15 protein-coding genes and 1 pseudogene are annotated in these 15,147 nt (G+C 70.9%); 10 read left to right on the forward strand and 6 right to left on the reverse strand.

Going from position 1 to position 15,147, the window contains the following annotated elements:
- Positions 1-9 precede the first annotated feature (9 nt).
- Entirely contained in the window at positions 10-786 is a 777-nt protein-coding gene (pstB, locus tag CP969_RS18800) for a phosphate ABC transporter ATP-binding protein PstB (protein WP_004986357.1), read from the forward strand.
- Positions 787-896: 110 nt separating this feature from the next.
- Here the strand turns inward: pstB and CP969_RS18805 are convergent, their stop codons facing one another.
- Positions 897-1,895, reverse strand: a complete 999-nt coding sequence (locus tag CP969_RS18805; RefSeq protein ID WP_004986356.1) for an inorganic phosphate transporter — start codon at positions 1,893-1,895, stop codon at positions 897-899.
- A gap of 9 nt (positions 1,896-1,904) precedes the next feature.
- Positions 1,905-2,525, reverse strand: a complete 621-nt coding sequence (locus CP969_RS18810; protein WP_004986355.1) for a DUF47 domain-containing protein — start codon at positions 2,523-2,525, stop codon at positions 1,905-1,907.
- A gap of 239 nt (positions 2,526-2,764) precedes the next feature.
- On the opposite strand from CP969_RS18810, the gene CP969_RS18815 reads away from it, so the two are divergent.
- Entirely contained in the window at positions 2,765-3,169 is a 405-nt protein-coding gene (locus CP969_RS18815; RefSeq protein ID WP_016825601.1) for a metal-sensitive transcriptional regulator, read from the forward strand.
- Between the two features lie 30 nt (positions 3,170-3,199).
- On the opposite strand, the gene CP969_RS18820 is transcribed toward CP969_RS18815, so the two are convergent.
- Complete coding sequence (locus CP969_RS18820; RefSeq protein WP_078495386.1) at positions 3,200-3,379, reverse strand: hypothetical protein; 180 nt, start codon at positions 3,377-3,379, stop codon at positions 3,200-3,202.
- A gap of 82 nt (positions 3,380-3,461) precedes the next feature.
- On the reverse strand, positions 3,462-4,304 hold the full coding sequence (locus tag CP969_RS18825; protein ID WP_004986347.1) for an SCO4651 family lipoprotein: 843 nt from the start codon (positions 4,302-4,304) through the stop codon (positions 3,462-3,464).
- A gap of 106 nt (positions 4,305-4,410) precedes the next feature.
- Here CP969_RS18825 and CP969_RS33270 point away from each other — a divergent pair, with 106 nt between their 5' ends.
- Positions 4,411-4,572 (forward strand): hypothetical protein, encoded by a 162-nt coding sequence (locus CP969_RS33270; protein ID WP_170102213.1) that lies wholly within the window; start codon positions 4,411-4,413, stop codon positions 4,570-4,572.
- Positions 4,573-4,828: 256 nt separating this feature from the next.
- Positions 4,829-5,524 (forward strand): annotated as a pseudogene (locus tag CP969_RS18830) (FAD-binding oxidoreductase); the annotation flags it as partial.
- On the opposite strand, the gene CP969_RS18835 reads toward CP969_RS18830, so the two are convergent.
- Both CP969_RS18835 and CP969_RS18840 read right to left on the reverse strand, forming a co-directional pair.
- Positions 5,480-6,187 (reverse strand): phosphatase PAP2 family protein, encoded by a 708-nt coding sequence (locus CP969_RS18835; protein WP_004986342.1) that lies wholly within the window; start codon positions 6,185-6,187, stop codon positions 5,480-5,482. The pseudogene CP969_RS18830 and the gene CP969_RS18835 sit on opposite strands and share 45 nt — an antisense overlap.
- Before the next feature lie 211 nt (positions 6,188-6,398).
- Positions 6,399-7,409 (reverse strand): C40 family peptidase, encoded by a 1,011-nt coding sequence (locus CP969_RS18840; protein ID WP_026085062.1) that lies wholly within the window; start codon positions 7,407-7,409, stop codon positions 6,399-6,401.
- 425 nt (positions 7,410-7,834) lie between these two features.
- On the opposite strand from CP969_RS18840, the gene CP969_RS18845 reads away from it, so the two are divergent.
- The 6 genes from CP969_RS18845 to CP969_RS18870 all read left to right on the forward strand — a co-directional run bounded on the left by CP969_RS18845 (position 7,835) and on the right by CP969_RS18870 (position 15,038).
- On the forward strand, positions 7,835-8,143 hold the full coding sequence (locus tag CP969_RS18845) for a hypothetical protein (protein ID WP_004986337.1): 309 nt from the start codon (positions 7,835-7,837) through the stop codon (positions 8,141-8,143).
- A gap of 205 nt (positions 8,144-8,348) precedes the next feature.
- Positions 8,349-9,179, forward strand: a complete 831-nt coding sequence (locus CP969_RS18850; protein WP_016825597.1) for a DUF8175 domain-containg protein — start codon at positions 8,349-8,351, stop codon at positions 9,177-9,179.
- A complete protein-coding gene (locus CP969_RS18855) occupies positions 9,169-10,503 on the forward strand; it encodes a hypothetical protein (protein WP_016825596.1) in 1,335 nt (444 codons plus the stop codon). Before CP969_RS18850 ends, CP969_RS18855 begins: the two co-directional genes overlap by 11 nt.
- Positions 10,500-12,059: an SCO6880 family protein gene (locus CP969_RS18860; protein WP_016825595.1), complete on the forward strand. Its 1,560-nt coding sequence runs from the start codon at positions 10,500-10,502 to the stop codon at positions 12,057-12,059. Before CP969_RS18855 ends, CP969_RS18860 begins: the two co-directional genes overlap by 4 nt.
- Positions 12,060-12,073: 14 nt before the next feature.
- Complete coding sequence (locus tag CP969_RS18865) at positions 12,074-13,483, forward strand: ATP-binding protein (protein WP_016825594.1); 1,410 nt, start codon at positions 12,074-12,076, stop codon at positions 13,481-13,483.
- Positions 13,484-13,508: 25 nt separating this feature from the next.
- Entirely contained in the window at positions 13,509-15,038 is a 1,530-nt protein-coding gene (locus CP969_RS18870) for a type IV secretory system conjugative DNA transfer family protein (RefSeq protein ID WP_016825593.1), read from the forward strand.
- The last annotated feature ends 109 nt before the right edge of the window (positions 15,039-15,147 follow it).

The following is a 15,147-nucleotide window of genomic DNA, read 5'->3' on the forward strand; positions in this document are numbered from 1 at the left end:
GTGATTCACATGGCCAAGCGCATCGATGTCAGCGGCCTCAACGCCTACTACGGCTCCTTCCTCGCCATCGAGGACATCTCGATGACCGTCGAGCCCCGCTCGGTGACCGCCTTCATCGGCCCCTCCGGCTGTGGCAAGTCCACCTTCCTGCGCACGCTCAACCGCATGCACGAGGTGACGCCGGGCGGCCGGGTCGAGGGCAAGGTCCTGCTCGACGACGAGAACCTGTACGGCAGCGGGATCGACCCGGTGGCCGTGCGGCGCGAGGTCGGCATGGTCTTCCAGCGCCCGAACCCGTTCCCCACGATGTCGGTCTACGACAACGTGGCGGCGGGCCTGCGCCTGAACGGCAAGTACAAGAAGTCCGAGCTGGACGACATCGTCGAGAAGTCCCTCAAGGGCGCGAACCTCTGGAACGAGGTCAAGGACCGCCTGAACAAGCCCGGCTCGGGCCTCTCCGGCGGCCAGCAGCAGCGCCTGTGCATCGCCCGCGCCATCGCGGTCGAGCCGAACGTCCTGCTGATGGACGAGCCCTGCTCCGCCCTGGACCCGATCTCCACCCTCGCCATCGAGGACCTGATCGGCGAGCTGAAGGAGCGCTTCACGATCGTCATCGTGACGCACAACATGCAGCAGGCGGCGCGCGTCTCCGACCGCACGGCGTTCTTCAACCTGGCGGCGGTCGGCCAGCCCGGCAAGCTGATCGAGATCGACGACACGGAGCGGATCTTCTCCAACCCGTCCGTCCAGGCCACGGAGGACTACATCTCCGGCCGCTTCGGCTGACCCCCCGAACCCCTCGCGGTGCTGCATGGCGGTGCCACCGTGAGGACGAAAAGGGCCCGCCCCCGGCTCCCGGGGGCGGGCCCGTCGTCGTACCGCGTTCCTCTCCGGCCCTAGAGGAACGCCAGGTGCACCAGGCCGAAGGACGCCGCGGCCACCAGCGCCGCCGCCGGCATGGTGATGAACCACCCGAGGACGATGTTCTTGGCCACGCCCCAGCGCACCGCGTTGACCCGCTTCGTCGCCCCCGCACCCATGATCGCGGACGTGATCACATGCGTCGTCGAGATCGGCGCGTGGAACAGGAACGCCGACCCGAACATGATCGACGCGCCGGTCGTCTCCGCCGCGAACCCCTGCGGCGGGTCCAGCTCGATGATCTTCCGGCCCAGCGTCCGCATGATCCGCCAGCCACCCGCGTACGTCCCCGCGGACAGCATCAGCGCACAGGCGACCTTCACCCACACCGGGATCGGATCGCCGTAGTCCTCCACGTCGGCGATGACCAGCGCCATCACCACGATGCCCATCGTCTTCTGCGCGTCCTGCAGACCGTGCCCCAGCGCCATGCCCGCCGCCGACACCGTCTGCGCTATGCGGAAGCCCCGCTTGGCCTTGTGCGGGTTGGCCCGCCGGAACATCCACAGGATCGCCGTCATCACCAGGTAACCGGCGATCAGGCCCACCACCGGCGACACGAACATCGGGATGACGATCTTCTCCAGCACCCCGTCCCAGTACACGGTCGTGCCGCCGGCCAGCGCGGCGCCCACCATGCCGCCGAACAGGGCGTGCGAGGACGAGGACGGCAGCCCGAAGTACCAGGTGATCAGGTTCCAGACGATCGCCCCCACCAGGGCGGCGAAGAGGATCCCCATGCCCGTCGAGCCCTCGGGCGTCTCGATCAGTCCCTCACTGACCGTCTTGGCGACCCCCGACCCCAGGAAGGCGCCGGCGAGGTTCATGACGGCCGCCATCGCGAGCGCGGCCCGGGGGGTGAGGGCCCGCGTCGACACCGAGGTGGCGATCGCGTTCGCCGAGTCGTGGAAACCGTTGGTGTACGTGAAGAAGAGCGCGACCCCGATGGTCACGACCAGAGCGAAGGTGTCCATGGACGGGCCTCAGGACTCCTTGACCGCGATGGTCTCCACCGTGTTCGCCACGTGCTCGAAGGCGTCGGCCGCCTCCTCCAGTACGTCCACGATCTGCTTCAGCTTCAGCACCTCGATCGCGTCGTACTTGCCGTTGAAGAGGTGGGCCAGCAGCTTGCGGTGGATCTGGTCGGCCTGGTTCTCCAGGCGGTTGACCTCGATCCAGTACTCGGTGAGGCTGTCCATCGTGCGCAGGTGCGGCATGGCCTCCGCGGTCAGCTCCGCGGCCCGTGCCAGCACCTCGATCTGCTGCTCGACGCCCCTGGGCAGCTCCTCGATGTTGTAGAGGACGACCAGGTCGACGGCCTCCTCCATGAAGTCCATGATGTCGTCGAGGGAGGAGGCGAGGGAGTAGATGTCCTCGCGGTCGAAGGGCGTGATGAAGGAGGAGTTCAACTGGTGGAAGATCGCGTGCGTGGCGTCGTCACCTGCGTGTTCCGCGGCCCGCATACGCTCTGCGATCTCGGCCCGGGCGGAGGCGTCCGCCCCGAGCAGTTCCATCAGGAGTTTCGAGCCCGTGACGATGTTGTCCGCGGACGCGGCGAACATGTCGTAGAAGCTCGTCTCCCTGGGGGTCAGACGAAAGCGCACGTGGGGTCCTCGGTATGCATCGGTTTCAGTCAGGCTGATGCTAGGCGCATCCTCCGGCCACGACTAACGGGCCGTCCCCCAGTGTCGCCCATCGGACACAGTGATGAGCAGGGGGGCGGTCCGCGGGCCGCGCCCGGCCACAGCGCACGGCAGCAGCCAAGACCCCTGTACCCCGTAAAATTCGGTACCATATACCCACCAGGGGTATATGACGCCCTTCCGTACACCAGGAGGACGCGATGACGACCACCGGGACCGGCGCGAACGCGCCCTCCGCCCCCGCCGTCACGGACATGACCGGTGCGGCCGGCGCGGCCCAGGCACCGGACGCGGCGGACGTCGTGACCGACCACGACCGCGGCATCCACGGCTACCACCACCAGAAGCAGGACCACGTCAAACGCCTGCGCCGCATCGAGGGCCAGATCCGCGGCCTGCAGCGGATGGTCGACGAGGACGTCTACTGCATCGACATACTCACCCAGGTGTCCGCCTCCACCAAGGCGCTGCAGTCCTTCGCGCTGCAACTGCTGGAGGAGCATCTGCGCCACTGCGTCGCGGACGCGGCCGTCAAGGGCGGCGACGAGATCGACGCCAAGGTCAAGGAGGCGACGCAGGCCATCGCCCGCATGATGCGGACCTGAGCGACCCGGCCGGCCCGCGGGCGGAGGGCCCTACTCCCGGGAGTACTCCGCCCGTGCCTCGGCCACCCGCAGCACCTCGTCGATGCTCTCCAGGCTGAGCCGGTCCTCGGCGGCGGAGGCAGCGATGATCAGATCACCGCACAGCTCGATCTCGGCGAGCGCCACGTGATCCTGCACCGTCCCGCCCCTGAGCGGAACCACCCGCCTCACCCCATCCCTGCCGTCGCCGACTTCCTAGGGTAGGGAGCCGCCCACACGCCGCGCATGGCACGGAAGGGCTAGTTCGAGCCGGTCACTCCGCGGCGATCCGGCCGGCGTAGATGTCCTCCCGCGCCGGGAGCCGCACGTCGGCCGGGGCCCCGAAGGCGTACAGCAGCGTGGTCGAGGCGACCGCGACGGGCTCGACCCGCTCTCCGTCCTCCCCGTTGACGAAACTGAACCGGTGCCGGACCTTGCGGATCCGCCCTTCGCCGTCGAGGTAGACGTCGAACGGCACCTCGGTCGTGGCGAACCCCTTCGCCGCCGCGGCCAGCGGGCCGCGGTTCGCGTCCGACGCGTCCCGCGCGGCCTCGGCCAGATCCGCCGTCCCCCGGTAGTGCCGCACCCGCGTCCCCGCGACCTCGGTCCGCCCCACGAACGTCGCCTCGCGCGTCCCGCGCAGCACCTCGGCGGCGGCGAACGGATCGGTGGCCCCGCCGGTGACGAGGTTCCCGTCGGACAGCGTCCCGGTGTCCACCCGCACCCACTTGTCGGCGGGCACCCCGGCCCCCCGGTTCTTCATGAACAGCGCCCCGGGAGCGAGCAGCTCGATGATGGGCCGCCGCGCCGCGGTCCCCGCCGCTCCCTGCGGCAGCAGCACCTCCAGCCGCCCCAGCCGCTTGCGGTAGTCGTACACGCCCTCGCCCCGGATGGTCACCCGGGTCCCGCCGGTGGCCATCTCCAGGGAGGTCCGCGCCCTGGAGCTCCCGGCGTCCACCAGCGCGTCGGCGGCCCGGTGCAGCATCCGCACCGGATCGTCGGCCGGGGCACCCCCGGTCACGGCGGTGCTCCGCGCGCAGCCCGCGGCGCCCAGGCAGAGACAGCCCGCGACCACCATGCCGACCGTCCGCCGGTACCGCTGCTGCCGTCGCGCCATCGCCTGCCTACCCCCGCTCCGTCCGACACGGGCCGTTCGTCGTTCCCGTTAACGACCGGCGGGAGACCCCGTCACGCCGACGCACCGGAGCGCTACGGTGGTCGACGTGGCTCACCAGGACGACGAGGCAGGCCCAGGCCGACACAGCACGACCACCACCGAGCAGGGTCCTTTCTGCGTAGCCCGCTGCACCTGCGGCTGGCGCGGCCCGGCCAGGAGAGCCAGGAGCCTGGCCCGCACGGACGCCGAGAACCACACCCTCGAGTGACCCCGCCCACGCCGGCGTCGTACCGCGCCCGCCCGGGCCGCCCCGGGCGGGCGACGGGGGGCGGCTGCCCGAGCGGAGCCGAGAGCTCGGGGGCGAGGGCTCGGGGAGGGCGAGGGCTCGGGGGGAGGCGCCCGTCGGCACCGGGCCGCGCTCCCCGCCTCCGGCCCACGCCGACCCCGGGCGACCAGCCGGCGCCCGAGCACCATGGAACCCCCGCGCCCCGCCCCCGTCTCGTTCCACGGCCCCGGGAGACCCCATGGAGCGGCGCACCTTCCTCGCCGGCGCGGCGACCGCGGCCCTCACCGCCACCGGCTGCACCCGCAAGGACAGCGGCACCCCCGCACGCACCCCCGCCCCCGCCGACTGGGCCGCCCTGGCCCGGGACCTCGACGGCGCCCTCGTCCGCCCGGGCGGCGCCGACTGGCCGACGGCCCACCGCCTCCACAACACCCGCTTCGACGACCTCGAGCCCGCCGCCGTGGCCTACGTCGCCCACGCCGACGACATCCGCACCGTCCTCGCCCACGCCCGCGCCGTCCCCGTGGCGATCCGCAACGGCGGCCACTCCTACGCCGGTTGGTCCTCCGGCGACGGCCGCCTGATCGTCGACGTCTCAGCGCTCGACACCGTCCGCGCCTCTGCGGGCACCGCCGTCGTCGGCGCCAAGCTCATCGACGTCCACCGCGCCCTCGCCGCGAAGGGCGTGACGGTCCCCGGCGGCTCCTGACCCACCGTCGGCATATCCGGCCTCACCCTCGGCGGCGGCCACGGCGTGGTCTCCCGCGCCTACGGCCCGACCTGCGACAGCCTCACCGGGGTCACCCTCGTCAGAGCCGACGGCACACGACTCACCGCCGACGCCACCGAGAAGGCGGACCTCTTCGAGACCCGGGGGCGAGGGGGCCGGTCAGGCCGCCAGGTCCCGCTCCTCCGCCCCGGGCGCCCCGTTCCGGGTGCCCGGCACCGCCGAGTTCCGTTCCGCGTGGTTGCGCCCCCGCGCCGCGATCAGCCACCCGGCCCGCGGCGACCGTTCGATCGCCCGCATGACCGGCGTCAGCAGCGCCATGGCGAGCGGCGACAGCAGCAGGGCGACCGCCGTGCCGAGCGCGAGTCCGCCGATGACGTCCGTCGGGTAGTGCACGCCCATGTAGACGCGGCAGAAGCCCGCGAACAGGGCGAGCACGAGGCCGACGAGCCCCAACTTCCGATTGGCCAGGAACAGCCCCACCGCGAGCGCCATGGTGAGCGTCGCGTGGTCGCTGACGAAGGAGTAGTCGGTCTTGCCCTGGATGAGGACCTCGAGCCCCTCGTGGTCGTTGAACGGCCGGGGCCGCTCCACGAATCCGCGGATCGGCACGTTCACCAGGACGGCGACGCCGGCCGCGAGCGGTGCCCACACCAGCGCCGCGACGGAGGACGCCGCGTCCTCACCGCCCCGCCGCCGCACGCCCCACCAGCACCACAGGATCAGCCCCATCACGGCGATCAACAGGCCGAACTCGCCGACGAACTCCATGATCCGGTCGAACCACGGCGGCGCGTCCTTGGCGAGTCCGTTGATGTCATAGAGCAGGTCGACGTCGGGGTTCGACCCGGATTCTGCGAGTCCAGCCATGGTGCTGCGGCCCCTTCGTCATCTCTCCCGGCGTGCCGTGCGCACGCCTCTCCTGCCACCCCCGTGGTTTGTAGACCCGCTCGTCCGCTCGGCTACGAGAACAGGAACGCATGGTCCCCGTCAATACGTTCCACACTCCACCGAATGATCACGCAGACGTTATCGAAGAGAGATTCATCTGCGCAGCTCAGGGGGTGGGTTCACACGTCGCTCACAGCGTCGTGGGCAGTGCTTTCGCGCCATCTTCGGTGACCCGGGTGGCCCCGAAGTAGTCAGGTGTGTCGATCGGGTCGAATCGGATCACGGCACCCGGACGGGGCGCATCGATCATGTATCCACCACCGACATAAATGCCCACATGCCGGATGGCCCGGGAATCGGTGAGGTCGTCCGAGAAGAACACCAGATCGCCGGGGAGGAGTTCACTCCGCTTCGGGTGCGGCCCCGCGTTGTACTGGTCGTTGGCCACGCGCGGCAGCGTGATCCCGACGCTCTCGTACGCCGCCTTGGTCAGACCCGAGCAGTCGAAGCGTCCGCCCTGGTCAGCGGTGCCGTTGCCGCCCCAGAGGTAGGGCGTGCCGAGCTTCTTCTGCGCGTAGGCGATGGCACCGGCGGCCTGCCGGGAGGGGTCGACGCGGCCGACCGGCGCGGCGAAGCTGTCCTCCAGGGCACGGATCCTCTTGACGTAGTTCTGGGTCTCCTTGTACGGCGGCACCCCCTGGTACTTGATCACCGCGTAGGCCCCGGCGTTGTAGGAGGCCAGCATGTTTTCGGTCAAATTCCCGGGGACGTCCTTCACGTAGGACGCGAGCGCGCAGTCGTACGTGGCCGCCGACGGGATGGCGTCCTGCGGATCCCACACGTCGCGGTCCCCGTCCCCGTCCCCGTCGATGCCGTGGGTGGCCCAGGTGCCGGGGATGAACTGGGCGATGCCCTGCGCCGCCGCGTGGCTCTGCGCCTTCGGGTTGAACCCGCTCTCCTGGTAGAGCTGGGCGGCGAGCAGCGCCGGGTTGATCGCCGGGCAGAGGTTGCCCCACTTCTGCACGAGCGCCTGGTACGCGGCCGGCACGGTCCCCTTGGCGAGCGCCTTGGCCGCTCCGCCGCCGACCCCGTTGACGAGGTTCCCGGCGACGACGTAGACCCCGACGACGAGCAGCATCACGAAGGCCAGACCGGAACCGGTGGCGATGGTCACCCCGACCCAGACCTTACGCACCGTCAACCACCCCTCACCGTCCGGGAGTCCACCGCCGGACGTCAGTGTAGGGGCGACACCCCCACTTCGGGGTGATCACGTGACAGAAGTGACGCCCGACCCCGGGGGGCGGGCCGCCGCACCGGACCCGCGCACCGCGCGGCCTTCCCGGAGGAGGGGACCCGGCGACGGAACCACGCACCGGCTTCCCCCCCGGGTTCATTGCCCTGCGTAACTCAGCGTGATACACAGAGTGACGATACGACTCTTCACTCGTCGGAGCACGCCCCTCCCGGAGCCCGGCGTGCGCCGGTGGCAAGCTGTTCGTACGAAACCCGTCAACGGATGACGCCAAGTCGACATACGACAGCGACAATGTCGGTGACAATGAGGCCTGTCCTCTGCACTACCGCAGGGGAAGCGGAACTACCCATACAGGGGCGGTGACTTACATGCTCTTTGCGGCCGACGAGGGAGACATCAACACCATTATCGGCGGGATCGCTCCGGATTGGGGCCCCTTCGGCAGCCTGGGCAACGAGGCCAAGGTGATGATCGAAGTGGTCATGGCGATCGCCATCCTGATCTGCCTGGGCATCGCCATCTGGGGGGCGGCCAAACAGCGCATCGGCGCCACCGCGTTGAGGGACACGTTCAGCGCCGAACAGGGCAAGGGCCTCATCATCGCGGGACTGACGGGCGTCTTCATCATCGGCTCGCTCGGCACGCTGTTCACCATCGTGTACGGCATGGCCGTGTAGGCCCCGCCCACTCCATCGGTCCCGACCGGGCACGCCCGGCCTCCCCTCCACCCCACCCGCCCGTCGTGCCCACCGGCTGAGGTTGTGCTTCCCTGATGTCCAGTCACCACACCGCGCCCGCGCGGGAACCAACACGGCTACCGTCGTACGTGGAGTACACGGAGCACGAGGTGTTTCCGCACGACGCTGAAAGGGCGTACGCGGTATGAGTCTCGGAGACGAGCACGAGACCTCCGGTGGGTACGGCGGCACGGGCCAGACCCGCACCCGCCTGCCGGGAAGGGACGACGACCTGCACGGCGGCACGCGCAGAGGCGGCCGTTCGTCGTCGCGCAGCCTGGTCACGGTCGTCGGCGTGGTGGTCCTCCTCATCGCCGCGATCGCCTTCGCGAACCGCGGAGGAGGCGGTTCCTCCTCGACGGACGACTCCGACGACTCCCCCAAGGCGGCGGCGACGGCCCCTTCGGGGGAGAAGCCGGTGGGGGCGAAGGCGGCGGGGATCCCCTCGGGCTTCGCCCACGACCGCCAGGGAGCGGAGAGCGCGGCGGCGAACTACGCGGTGGCGCTGGTCTCCGCCGACATCCTCAAACCCGCGCGGCGAACCGAGATCGTCCAGCAGGTCTTCATCACCGACAAGCAGGCCGTCCTGGAGGAACGCTTCAACAAGGCGTACACCAAGGAGTTCCTGAGCAAGCTCGGTCTCGACGAGAACGGCAACCCTGTCGCGGGCAACACCTACGTCTCGCGCACCGTGCCGATCGGCACCAAGGTCACGAGTCACTCGGACACCTCCGCCACCGTCGAGGTCTGGTGTTCGGGCGTGTTCGGCACCGCCGGAGAGAAGTCCACCAACCCCGTCAGCAGCGACTGGTTCACCATGACGCTTCAACTGCGCTGGGCGGACGACGACTGGAAGGTGGACAGCTTCTCGCAGAAGGACGGCCCCGCGCCCGTCCCCGGAGACGACAAGGCGTCCACCGCCGAGGAAATGGCCAAGGCCGTCCAGGAGTACGGAGGCTTCACATATGCCCGGTAGCCCGCGCCGCGTACTCAAGGTCGCCACCCTCCTCACGGCCGTGCAGGCCACGGTCGTGCTACTGGCCACTCGTGCCACAGCGGTTCCCACCCCGTCACCGACCCCGTCGGACGACAACTGCGACCTCATCGTGGGTCCCGCCAAGGACTACTGCGAGCGAGGCGAAGGCGGCTCCTCCGGAACCAGCAGCATCCCCGACGGCCCCACCTCCGCCCTCGACCCCCTCGCCTCCCTGGCCCAGGGCTGCGCCGACGCCGCCGCCTGGACCGTCAAGCAGCTCAGCAAGGCCGTGGAGGAGACCGCGGAGGTCGACTTCACCAACGACACGTTCCTCAAGCAGTACGCCGTCGTCTTCGCCGCGTCGACGATCCTCACCCTCATCCTCTGGCTGCTCGCGGTCGCCAAGCGGGCGGTGCGGGGCGTCCCCCTCACCACCGCCCTCTCCGAGGCCATCGGCTTCCTCTGGCTGACCGTGCTCGCCTCGGCCTTCACCCCGCTGATCCTCTACACCGTCGTCTCGGCCACCGACGGCGTCACCGACGTGCTCGCGAAGGCGACCGGCGACCAGACGGACACCTTCTTCGGCACCTTCTCCGCCGCGCTGGAGAAGGGCGACGACATCGGCGGCGGCCCGATCATGCTGATCGTCGTGTCCCTGGTCTCCATCCTCGCCGCCGGCGTCCTCTGGCTGGAGCTGGTCATCCGCGCCGCCCTGCTCTACGTCGGCGCCCTCCTCGGCACCGTCGTCTACGCGGGCCTCGTCGACAAGAACCTGTGGGGCCACGTCCGCCGCTGGGCCGGGATCATGATCGCGGTGATCCTGGTGAAACCGGTCATCGTCATCGTGCTCGGCCTCGCCGGGGCCCTGTCCGCCGACGACGGCCCCGACGCGTTCTCCGCCGTCGTCTCCGGACTGGCGATCATCCTGCTCGCCATCTTCGCGTCCGCGATGATCTACCGCTTCGTCCCCGGCTTCGGCGACGAACTCGCCCACTCCCGCAGCAACCGCCTCATGCAGGGCGCCGAGGGCAAGGCCGCCGCCGTCATGAGCTCCCCGGCGACCCTGGTCGCGCAGGGCATCAAGACCCACAGCAGCCGGACCGACCACCACGGCGGCGGGGGCGGCCAGTCCACCGGACCGCGCCCCTCCAACCCCGCCTCCGGCGGCGTCGCCGCGCACAGCTCGCGCACCTCCGGCGGCAGCGGCGGATCCGTCCCCTCCGCCGCACCCGCGCCCCGCTCGAGCAGCCCGGTGAACACGCCCCACGCCAGCAGCACCCGCAACAGCAGCAGCAACAACCGCACGGGAGGTGAAGGGCGTTGACGACCGAGTCCCACCTGTCCCATCCGATCACGCCCCGCCGTACGTATCTGATCGGCCGCGCCCGGCCGAACGCGATCGTCGGACGCAACCGCGAGACCGGAGAGATCGCGCTGATCGTCGTGGGCGCGTTCCTCGGCATGATGTGCGGGCTCCTCGTCCCCGTCCTGTCCGTGCGGATCGTCCTCCTCGCGGGCCTGCCGATGCTGGCGCTGTCCGTGGTGTACGTGCCCTACAAGGGCCGCACGTTCTACAAGTGGTTCGAGATCAACCGCAGCTACAAGCGCACCGTGCGCCGGGGCACCACCTACCGCTCCGACGCCGCCGAGGCCGGCACCCGGCTGGACGGGCGCGAGGTGGAGATCGGGCCGCCGCCCGGCATCGGACGGATCACCTGGCTCTCCGCGCCCTTCGGCCCGGACGAGATCGCCGTCCTGCTGCACGCGGACCGCAAGACCGTCACCGCCGCCATCGAGATCGAGGGCCCCGGTGTCGGCCTGCGCGACTCCGAGGACCAGGAGGCCCTCGTCGACCGCTTCGGCACCCTGCTCAAGCACGTCGCCAACGGCGACGGCTTCGTCACCCGCCTCCAGATGCTCGCCCGCACCCTGCCCGCCGACCCCGACGCCCACGCCAAGGACGTCGCCGTGCGCGGCGACGACAGGGCGCCGGCGTGGCTGCAGCAGTCGTACGACCAGCTGCAGTCGATGGTGTCGACCAGCAGCGAGCAGCACCGCGCGTACCTCGTCGCCTGCATGCACTACAACCGGGACCTGGCCGCCGAGGCCAACGCCATGGCGCGGGCGATGCGCGGCCAGGGCGGCGGCAAGGTGGACCGCGACGCCGGGCTCGCCGTCGTCATGGCCCGCGAGCTGACCGACATCTGCTCCCGGCTCCAGGAGGCCGACATCCGCGTACGGCAGCCGCTCGGCCAGAGCAGGATGTCCTCGCTGATCCACTCCATGTACGACCCGGACCACCCGATCGACCACATCCAGGCGATGAGCAAGCGCAACTCCTGGCCGGCCGAGCTGGACGCCATGGAGCCGACCTACCTCCAGGCCAAGACCCGCGAGTCCGCCACCCGCGCCCCCTGGTGCCACGCCACGGCCTGGATCAAGGAGTGGCCGATGACCCCGGTGGGCGTCAACTTCCTGGCCCCGCTCCTCGTCCACACCCCGGACGTGATCCGCACGGTCGCCGTCACGATGGACCTCGAACCCACCGAGATCGCCATCGAGCGCATGCTGACCGAGAAGACCAACGACGCGGCGGAGGCGTCCCGCGCCGCCAAGATGAACCGCACCGTCGACCCGCGCGACGTCGCCGCCCACAGCCGGCTCGACCAGCGCGGCGAGGACCTCGCCAGCGGCGCGGCCGGCGTCAACCTGGTCGGCTACATCACCGTCTCCTCCCGCTCTCCCGAGGCCCTGGCCCGCGACAAGCGGACCATACGGGCCTCGGCCGGAAAGTCGTACCTGAAGCTGGAGTGGTGCGACCGCGAGCACCACCGCGCCTTCGTGAACACACTCCCGTTCGCCACCGGCATTCGAAGGTAGGGGCTGAGCTGAAGATGCGGGATCCGCTGTCCGTCGTCACCGACGCCTTCACGTCCTTCCTGTTCGGGAAGGTCGAGACGACACGGCTGCCGGTGCGCACCTCCACAGGCCAGGCACAGGCGGTCTACCTGCCGACCGCGGCGCCCGGCCTCGGCGACTCCGGCGTCATCATCGGCCGCGAGGTCTACTCCGGGAAGGGGTACATCTACGACCCCTTCCAGCTCTACGGCCAGCAGCTGCCCGCCCCCCACTGGCTGGTCCTCGGCGAGTCGGGAAACGGCAAGTCGGCCCTGGAGAAGACGTACGTCCTGCGCCAGCTGCGCTTCCGCGACCGCCAGGTCGTCGTCCTGGACGCGCAGGGCGAGGACGGCGTCGGCGAATGGAACCTCATCGCGCAGGAACTGGGCATCACCCCCATCCGGCTGGACCCGATGGCCGCCCTGGACCACGGCATCCGGCTCAACCCGCTCGACCCGTCGATCACCACCACGGGCCAGCTCGCGCTGCTGCGGACCATCATCGAGGTCGCGATGGGGCACGGCCTGGACGAGCGCTCCGGCTTCGCGCTCAAGGTCGCGCACGCCTACGTCAACGAGACGATCGTCGAACGCCAGCCGGTCCTCTCCGACATCGTCGAGCAACTGCGCCACCCCGAACCGGAGTCGGCGGAGGCGATGAACGTCGCCATAGACGACGTACGGGCCTGGGGCCTGGACGTGGCGCTCGTCCTGGACCGCCTGGTCGACGGTGACCTGCGCGGCATGTTCGACGGCCCCACGACCGTCGGCATCGACCTGGACGCCCCGCTGATCGTCTTCGACCTGTCCCACATCGACCGCAACTCCATCGCCATGCCGATCCTGATGGCGATCGTCGGCGTGTGGCTGGAGCACACCTGGATCCGCCCCGACCGGAAGAAGCGCATCTTCCTGGTCGAGGAGGCCTGGCACATCATCAACAGCCCCTTCGTCGCCCAGCTGTTCCAGCGCCTGCTGAAGTTCGGCCGCCGGCTCGGCCTGTCCTTCGTCGCGGTCGTCCACCACCTGTCCGACGTGGTGGACGGAGCGGCGGCGAAAGAGGCCGCGGCCATCCTGAAGATGGCCTCCACCCGGACCATCTACGCCCAGAAGGCCGACGAGGCACGGGCGACCGGGCGGGTCCTGGGCCTGCCGAGGTGGGCCGTGGAGATCATCCCGACCCTCACCCCCGGCATCGCGGTCTGGGACGTCAACGGCAACGTCCAGGTGGTCAAACACCTGGTCACCGAGACCGAACGCCCGCTGGTCTTCACCGACCGCGCGATGACCGAGTCCTCCGCCGACCTGTCCGACGACGCCCTGCGCGCCGCCGAACTGGAGGCGGAGGAGCGCGCGGCGGCCTTCGTGGAGCAGCACGTCGGGGACCCCCGGTCGACGGTGGCGTAGGGACGAGGGTGCACGGGGAGGACGTGTGAGACCGGACGATCACCGCGGGAGCGGCCGGAGCGGCCAGGGCGGCATCCCGGACGGGCTGCTGATCGGCCTCATCGCGTTCCTCCTCGGCATGACCCTGCTGGTGTGGACGGCCACGGGCCTCGCGGGCCTCTTCGCCCACGGCTCCTGGCCGTCCGGGCTCGCCTTCGCCCGCACCCCCCTGGCCATGCGCCACCTCGTCGCCGAACCGCACGACATCCCCGGCGCCTGGCCGCAGACGCCGGCGTCCGACCTCTCGGGCTACGGCCTGTTCTGGGGCCTGTTCATCGGCCAGTTGATGCTCCTGACCGTCCTGACCGTGTTCGTGCTGGGCACGGTGGCCCGCTGGAGAGCGGTACGGGCCCGGCGCCGCGCGGAACGGACGGCGCCGGAACGGGCGACGACCGCGGTCCCGGAACCGGCACAGGCACCGGCACAGGCGCAGGCGCAGGCACCGGCAGAGCACGAAGTGCCCCTGCCGAGGACGGCACCGGAGCCCGTGCGGGAGACGAAGCCGCTCCGGCCCACGGCACCGCAGGAGGCCGCGCCCCCCGCCCCTCCGCCCGACGGCGGACGGCTGGACGAGCGGGAGGCGCACCGCGTCGAAGGAACGGTGCACTACGGCCCACCGGACCTGCGCCACCTGACCGCCGTCCAGGCCGTACGGGACGCCGACGGCCCCGCCCTCGTCATCACCTCGAACCCCGCGCTCTGGGCGGAGACCAAGGACGCCCGGGCCAAACTCGGCCCCACCCACCTCTACGACCCCACGCACCTCTGCGACACCCCGGCCCGCCTCCACTGGTCCCCCACGGTCGGCTGCGAGGACCGGCGCACCGCCGCCTCCCGCGCGGCGGCGCTCCTCGCCCCCGTGCGCCCCGCCTCCCGCCTGGACCAGGCGGTCAGCGACACGGCCGCGACCCTCCTGCGCAGCTATGTGCACGCCGCCGCCGTGGACGGCCGCACCGTCCGCCACGTCCACCGCTGGGCCCAGGGCCTCCAGGTCCAGGACGCCGTGCGCATCCTGCGCACCCACCCCCAGGCCGCCCCCGGCGCCGCGGGCGAACTCGAAGCGGCCCTCACCGCCCACCCCGAACGCCGGGACATGGCCCAGCAGCTGACCACCCGTGCGCTGTCCGCCCTCGCCACGGTCAACGTCCGTGAAGCCTGCACCCCCAACCGAAATGATGCCCTCGCCTTGGATTCCTTCATCCACGAGGGGGGAACGCTTTACGTAGTGGGCGAATCCATCGAGGACCCCCGTACCAGCCCGGGCGCGATGCCCCTGCTGACGGCCCTCGCCGCACACGTGGTCGAGCGCGGCCGGCGCATGGCCGAACGGTCATCCTCCGGTCGGCTCGACCCACCACTCACCCTCGTCCTGGACGACATCGCGGCCGTGGCCCCGCTTCCCCAGCTCCCGGAGCTCCTGGCCACCGGGGCGGACCGGGGCATGCCGACCCTGGCCCTGCTCCGGTCCCGCGAACAGGGCCGGGCCCGCTGGCCGCACGACGAACTGCCGGTATGACCACCGACGCCCCGGACGGCACGGGCGTCCTTCCCCCTCCGCGCGGCACGGGCGACACCGACGCCCGGCGCGACACCGGGGCCGGCGGCGGTCAGCGCGCCACCGGGAC

Origin of the sequence: Streptomyces viridosporus T7A, assembly GCF_008704515.1 — a bacterium.
GTDB classification, from domain to species: Bacteria; Actinomycetota; Actinomycetes; order Streptomycetales; family Streptomycetaceae; genus Streptomyces; species Streptomyces viridosporus.

Excerpts from the sequence above, each read along its gene's own strand:
- CP969_RS18850 (WP_016825597.1), top strand. The coding sequence starts at position 8,349 with ATGAGTCTCGGAGACGAGCACGAGACCTCCGGTGGGTACGGCGGCACG.
- CP969_RS18815 (WP_016825601.1), top strand. The coding sequence starts at position 2,765 with ATGACGACCACCGGGACCGGCGCGAACGCGCCCTCCGCCCCCGCCGTC.
- CP969_RS18865 (WP_016825594.1), top strand. The coding sequence starts at position 12,074 with ATGCGGGATCCGCTGTCCGTCGTCACCGACGCCTTCACGTCCTTCCTG.
- CP969_RS18845 (WP_004986337.1), top strand. The coding sequence starts at position 7,835 with ATGCTCTTTGCGGCCGACGAGGGAGACATCAACACCATTATCGGCGGG.
- CP969_RS18855 (WP_016825596.1), top strand. The coding sequence starts at position 9,169 with ATGCCCGGTAGCCCGCGCCGCGTACTCAAGGTCGCCACCCTCCTCACG.
- CP969_RS18835 (WP_004986342.1), bottom strand. The coding sequence starts at position 6,187 with ATGGCTGGACTCGCAGAATCCGGGTCGAACCCCGACGTCGACCTGCTC.
- pstB (WP_004986357.1), top strand. The coding sequence starts at position 10 with ATGGCCAAGCGCATCGATGTCAGCGGCCTCAACGCCTACTACGGCTCC.
- CP969_RS18825 (WP_004986347.1), bottom strand. The coding sequence starts at position 4,304 with ATGGCGCGACGGCAGCAGCGGTACCGGCGGACGGTCGGCATGGTGGTC.
- CP969_RS18805 (WP_004986356.1), bottom strand. The coding sequence starts at position 1,895 with ATGGACACCTTCGCTCTGGTCGTGACCATCGGGGTCGCGCTCTTCTTC.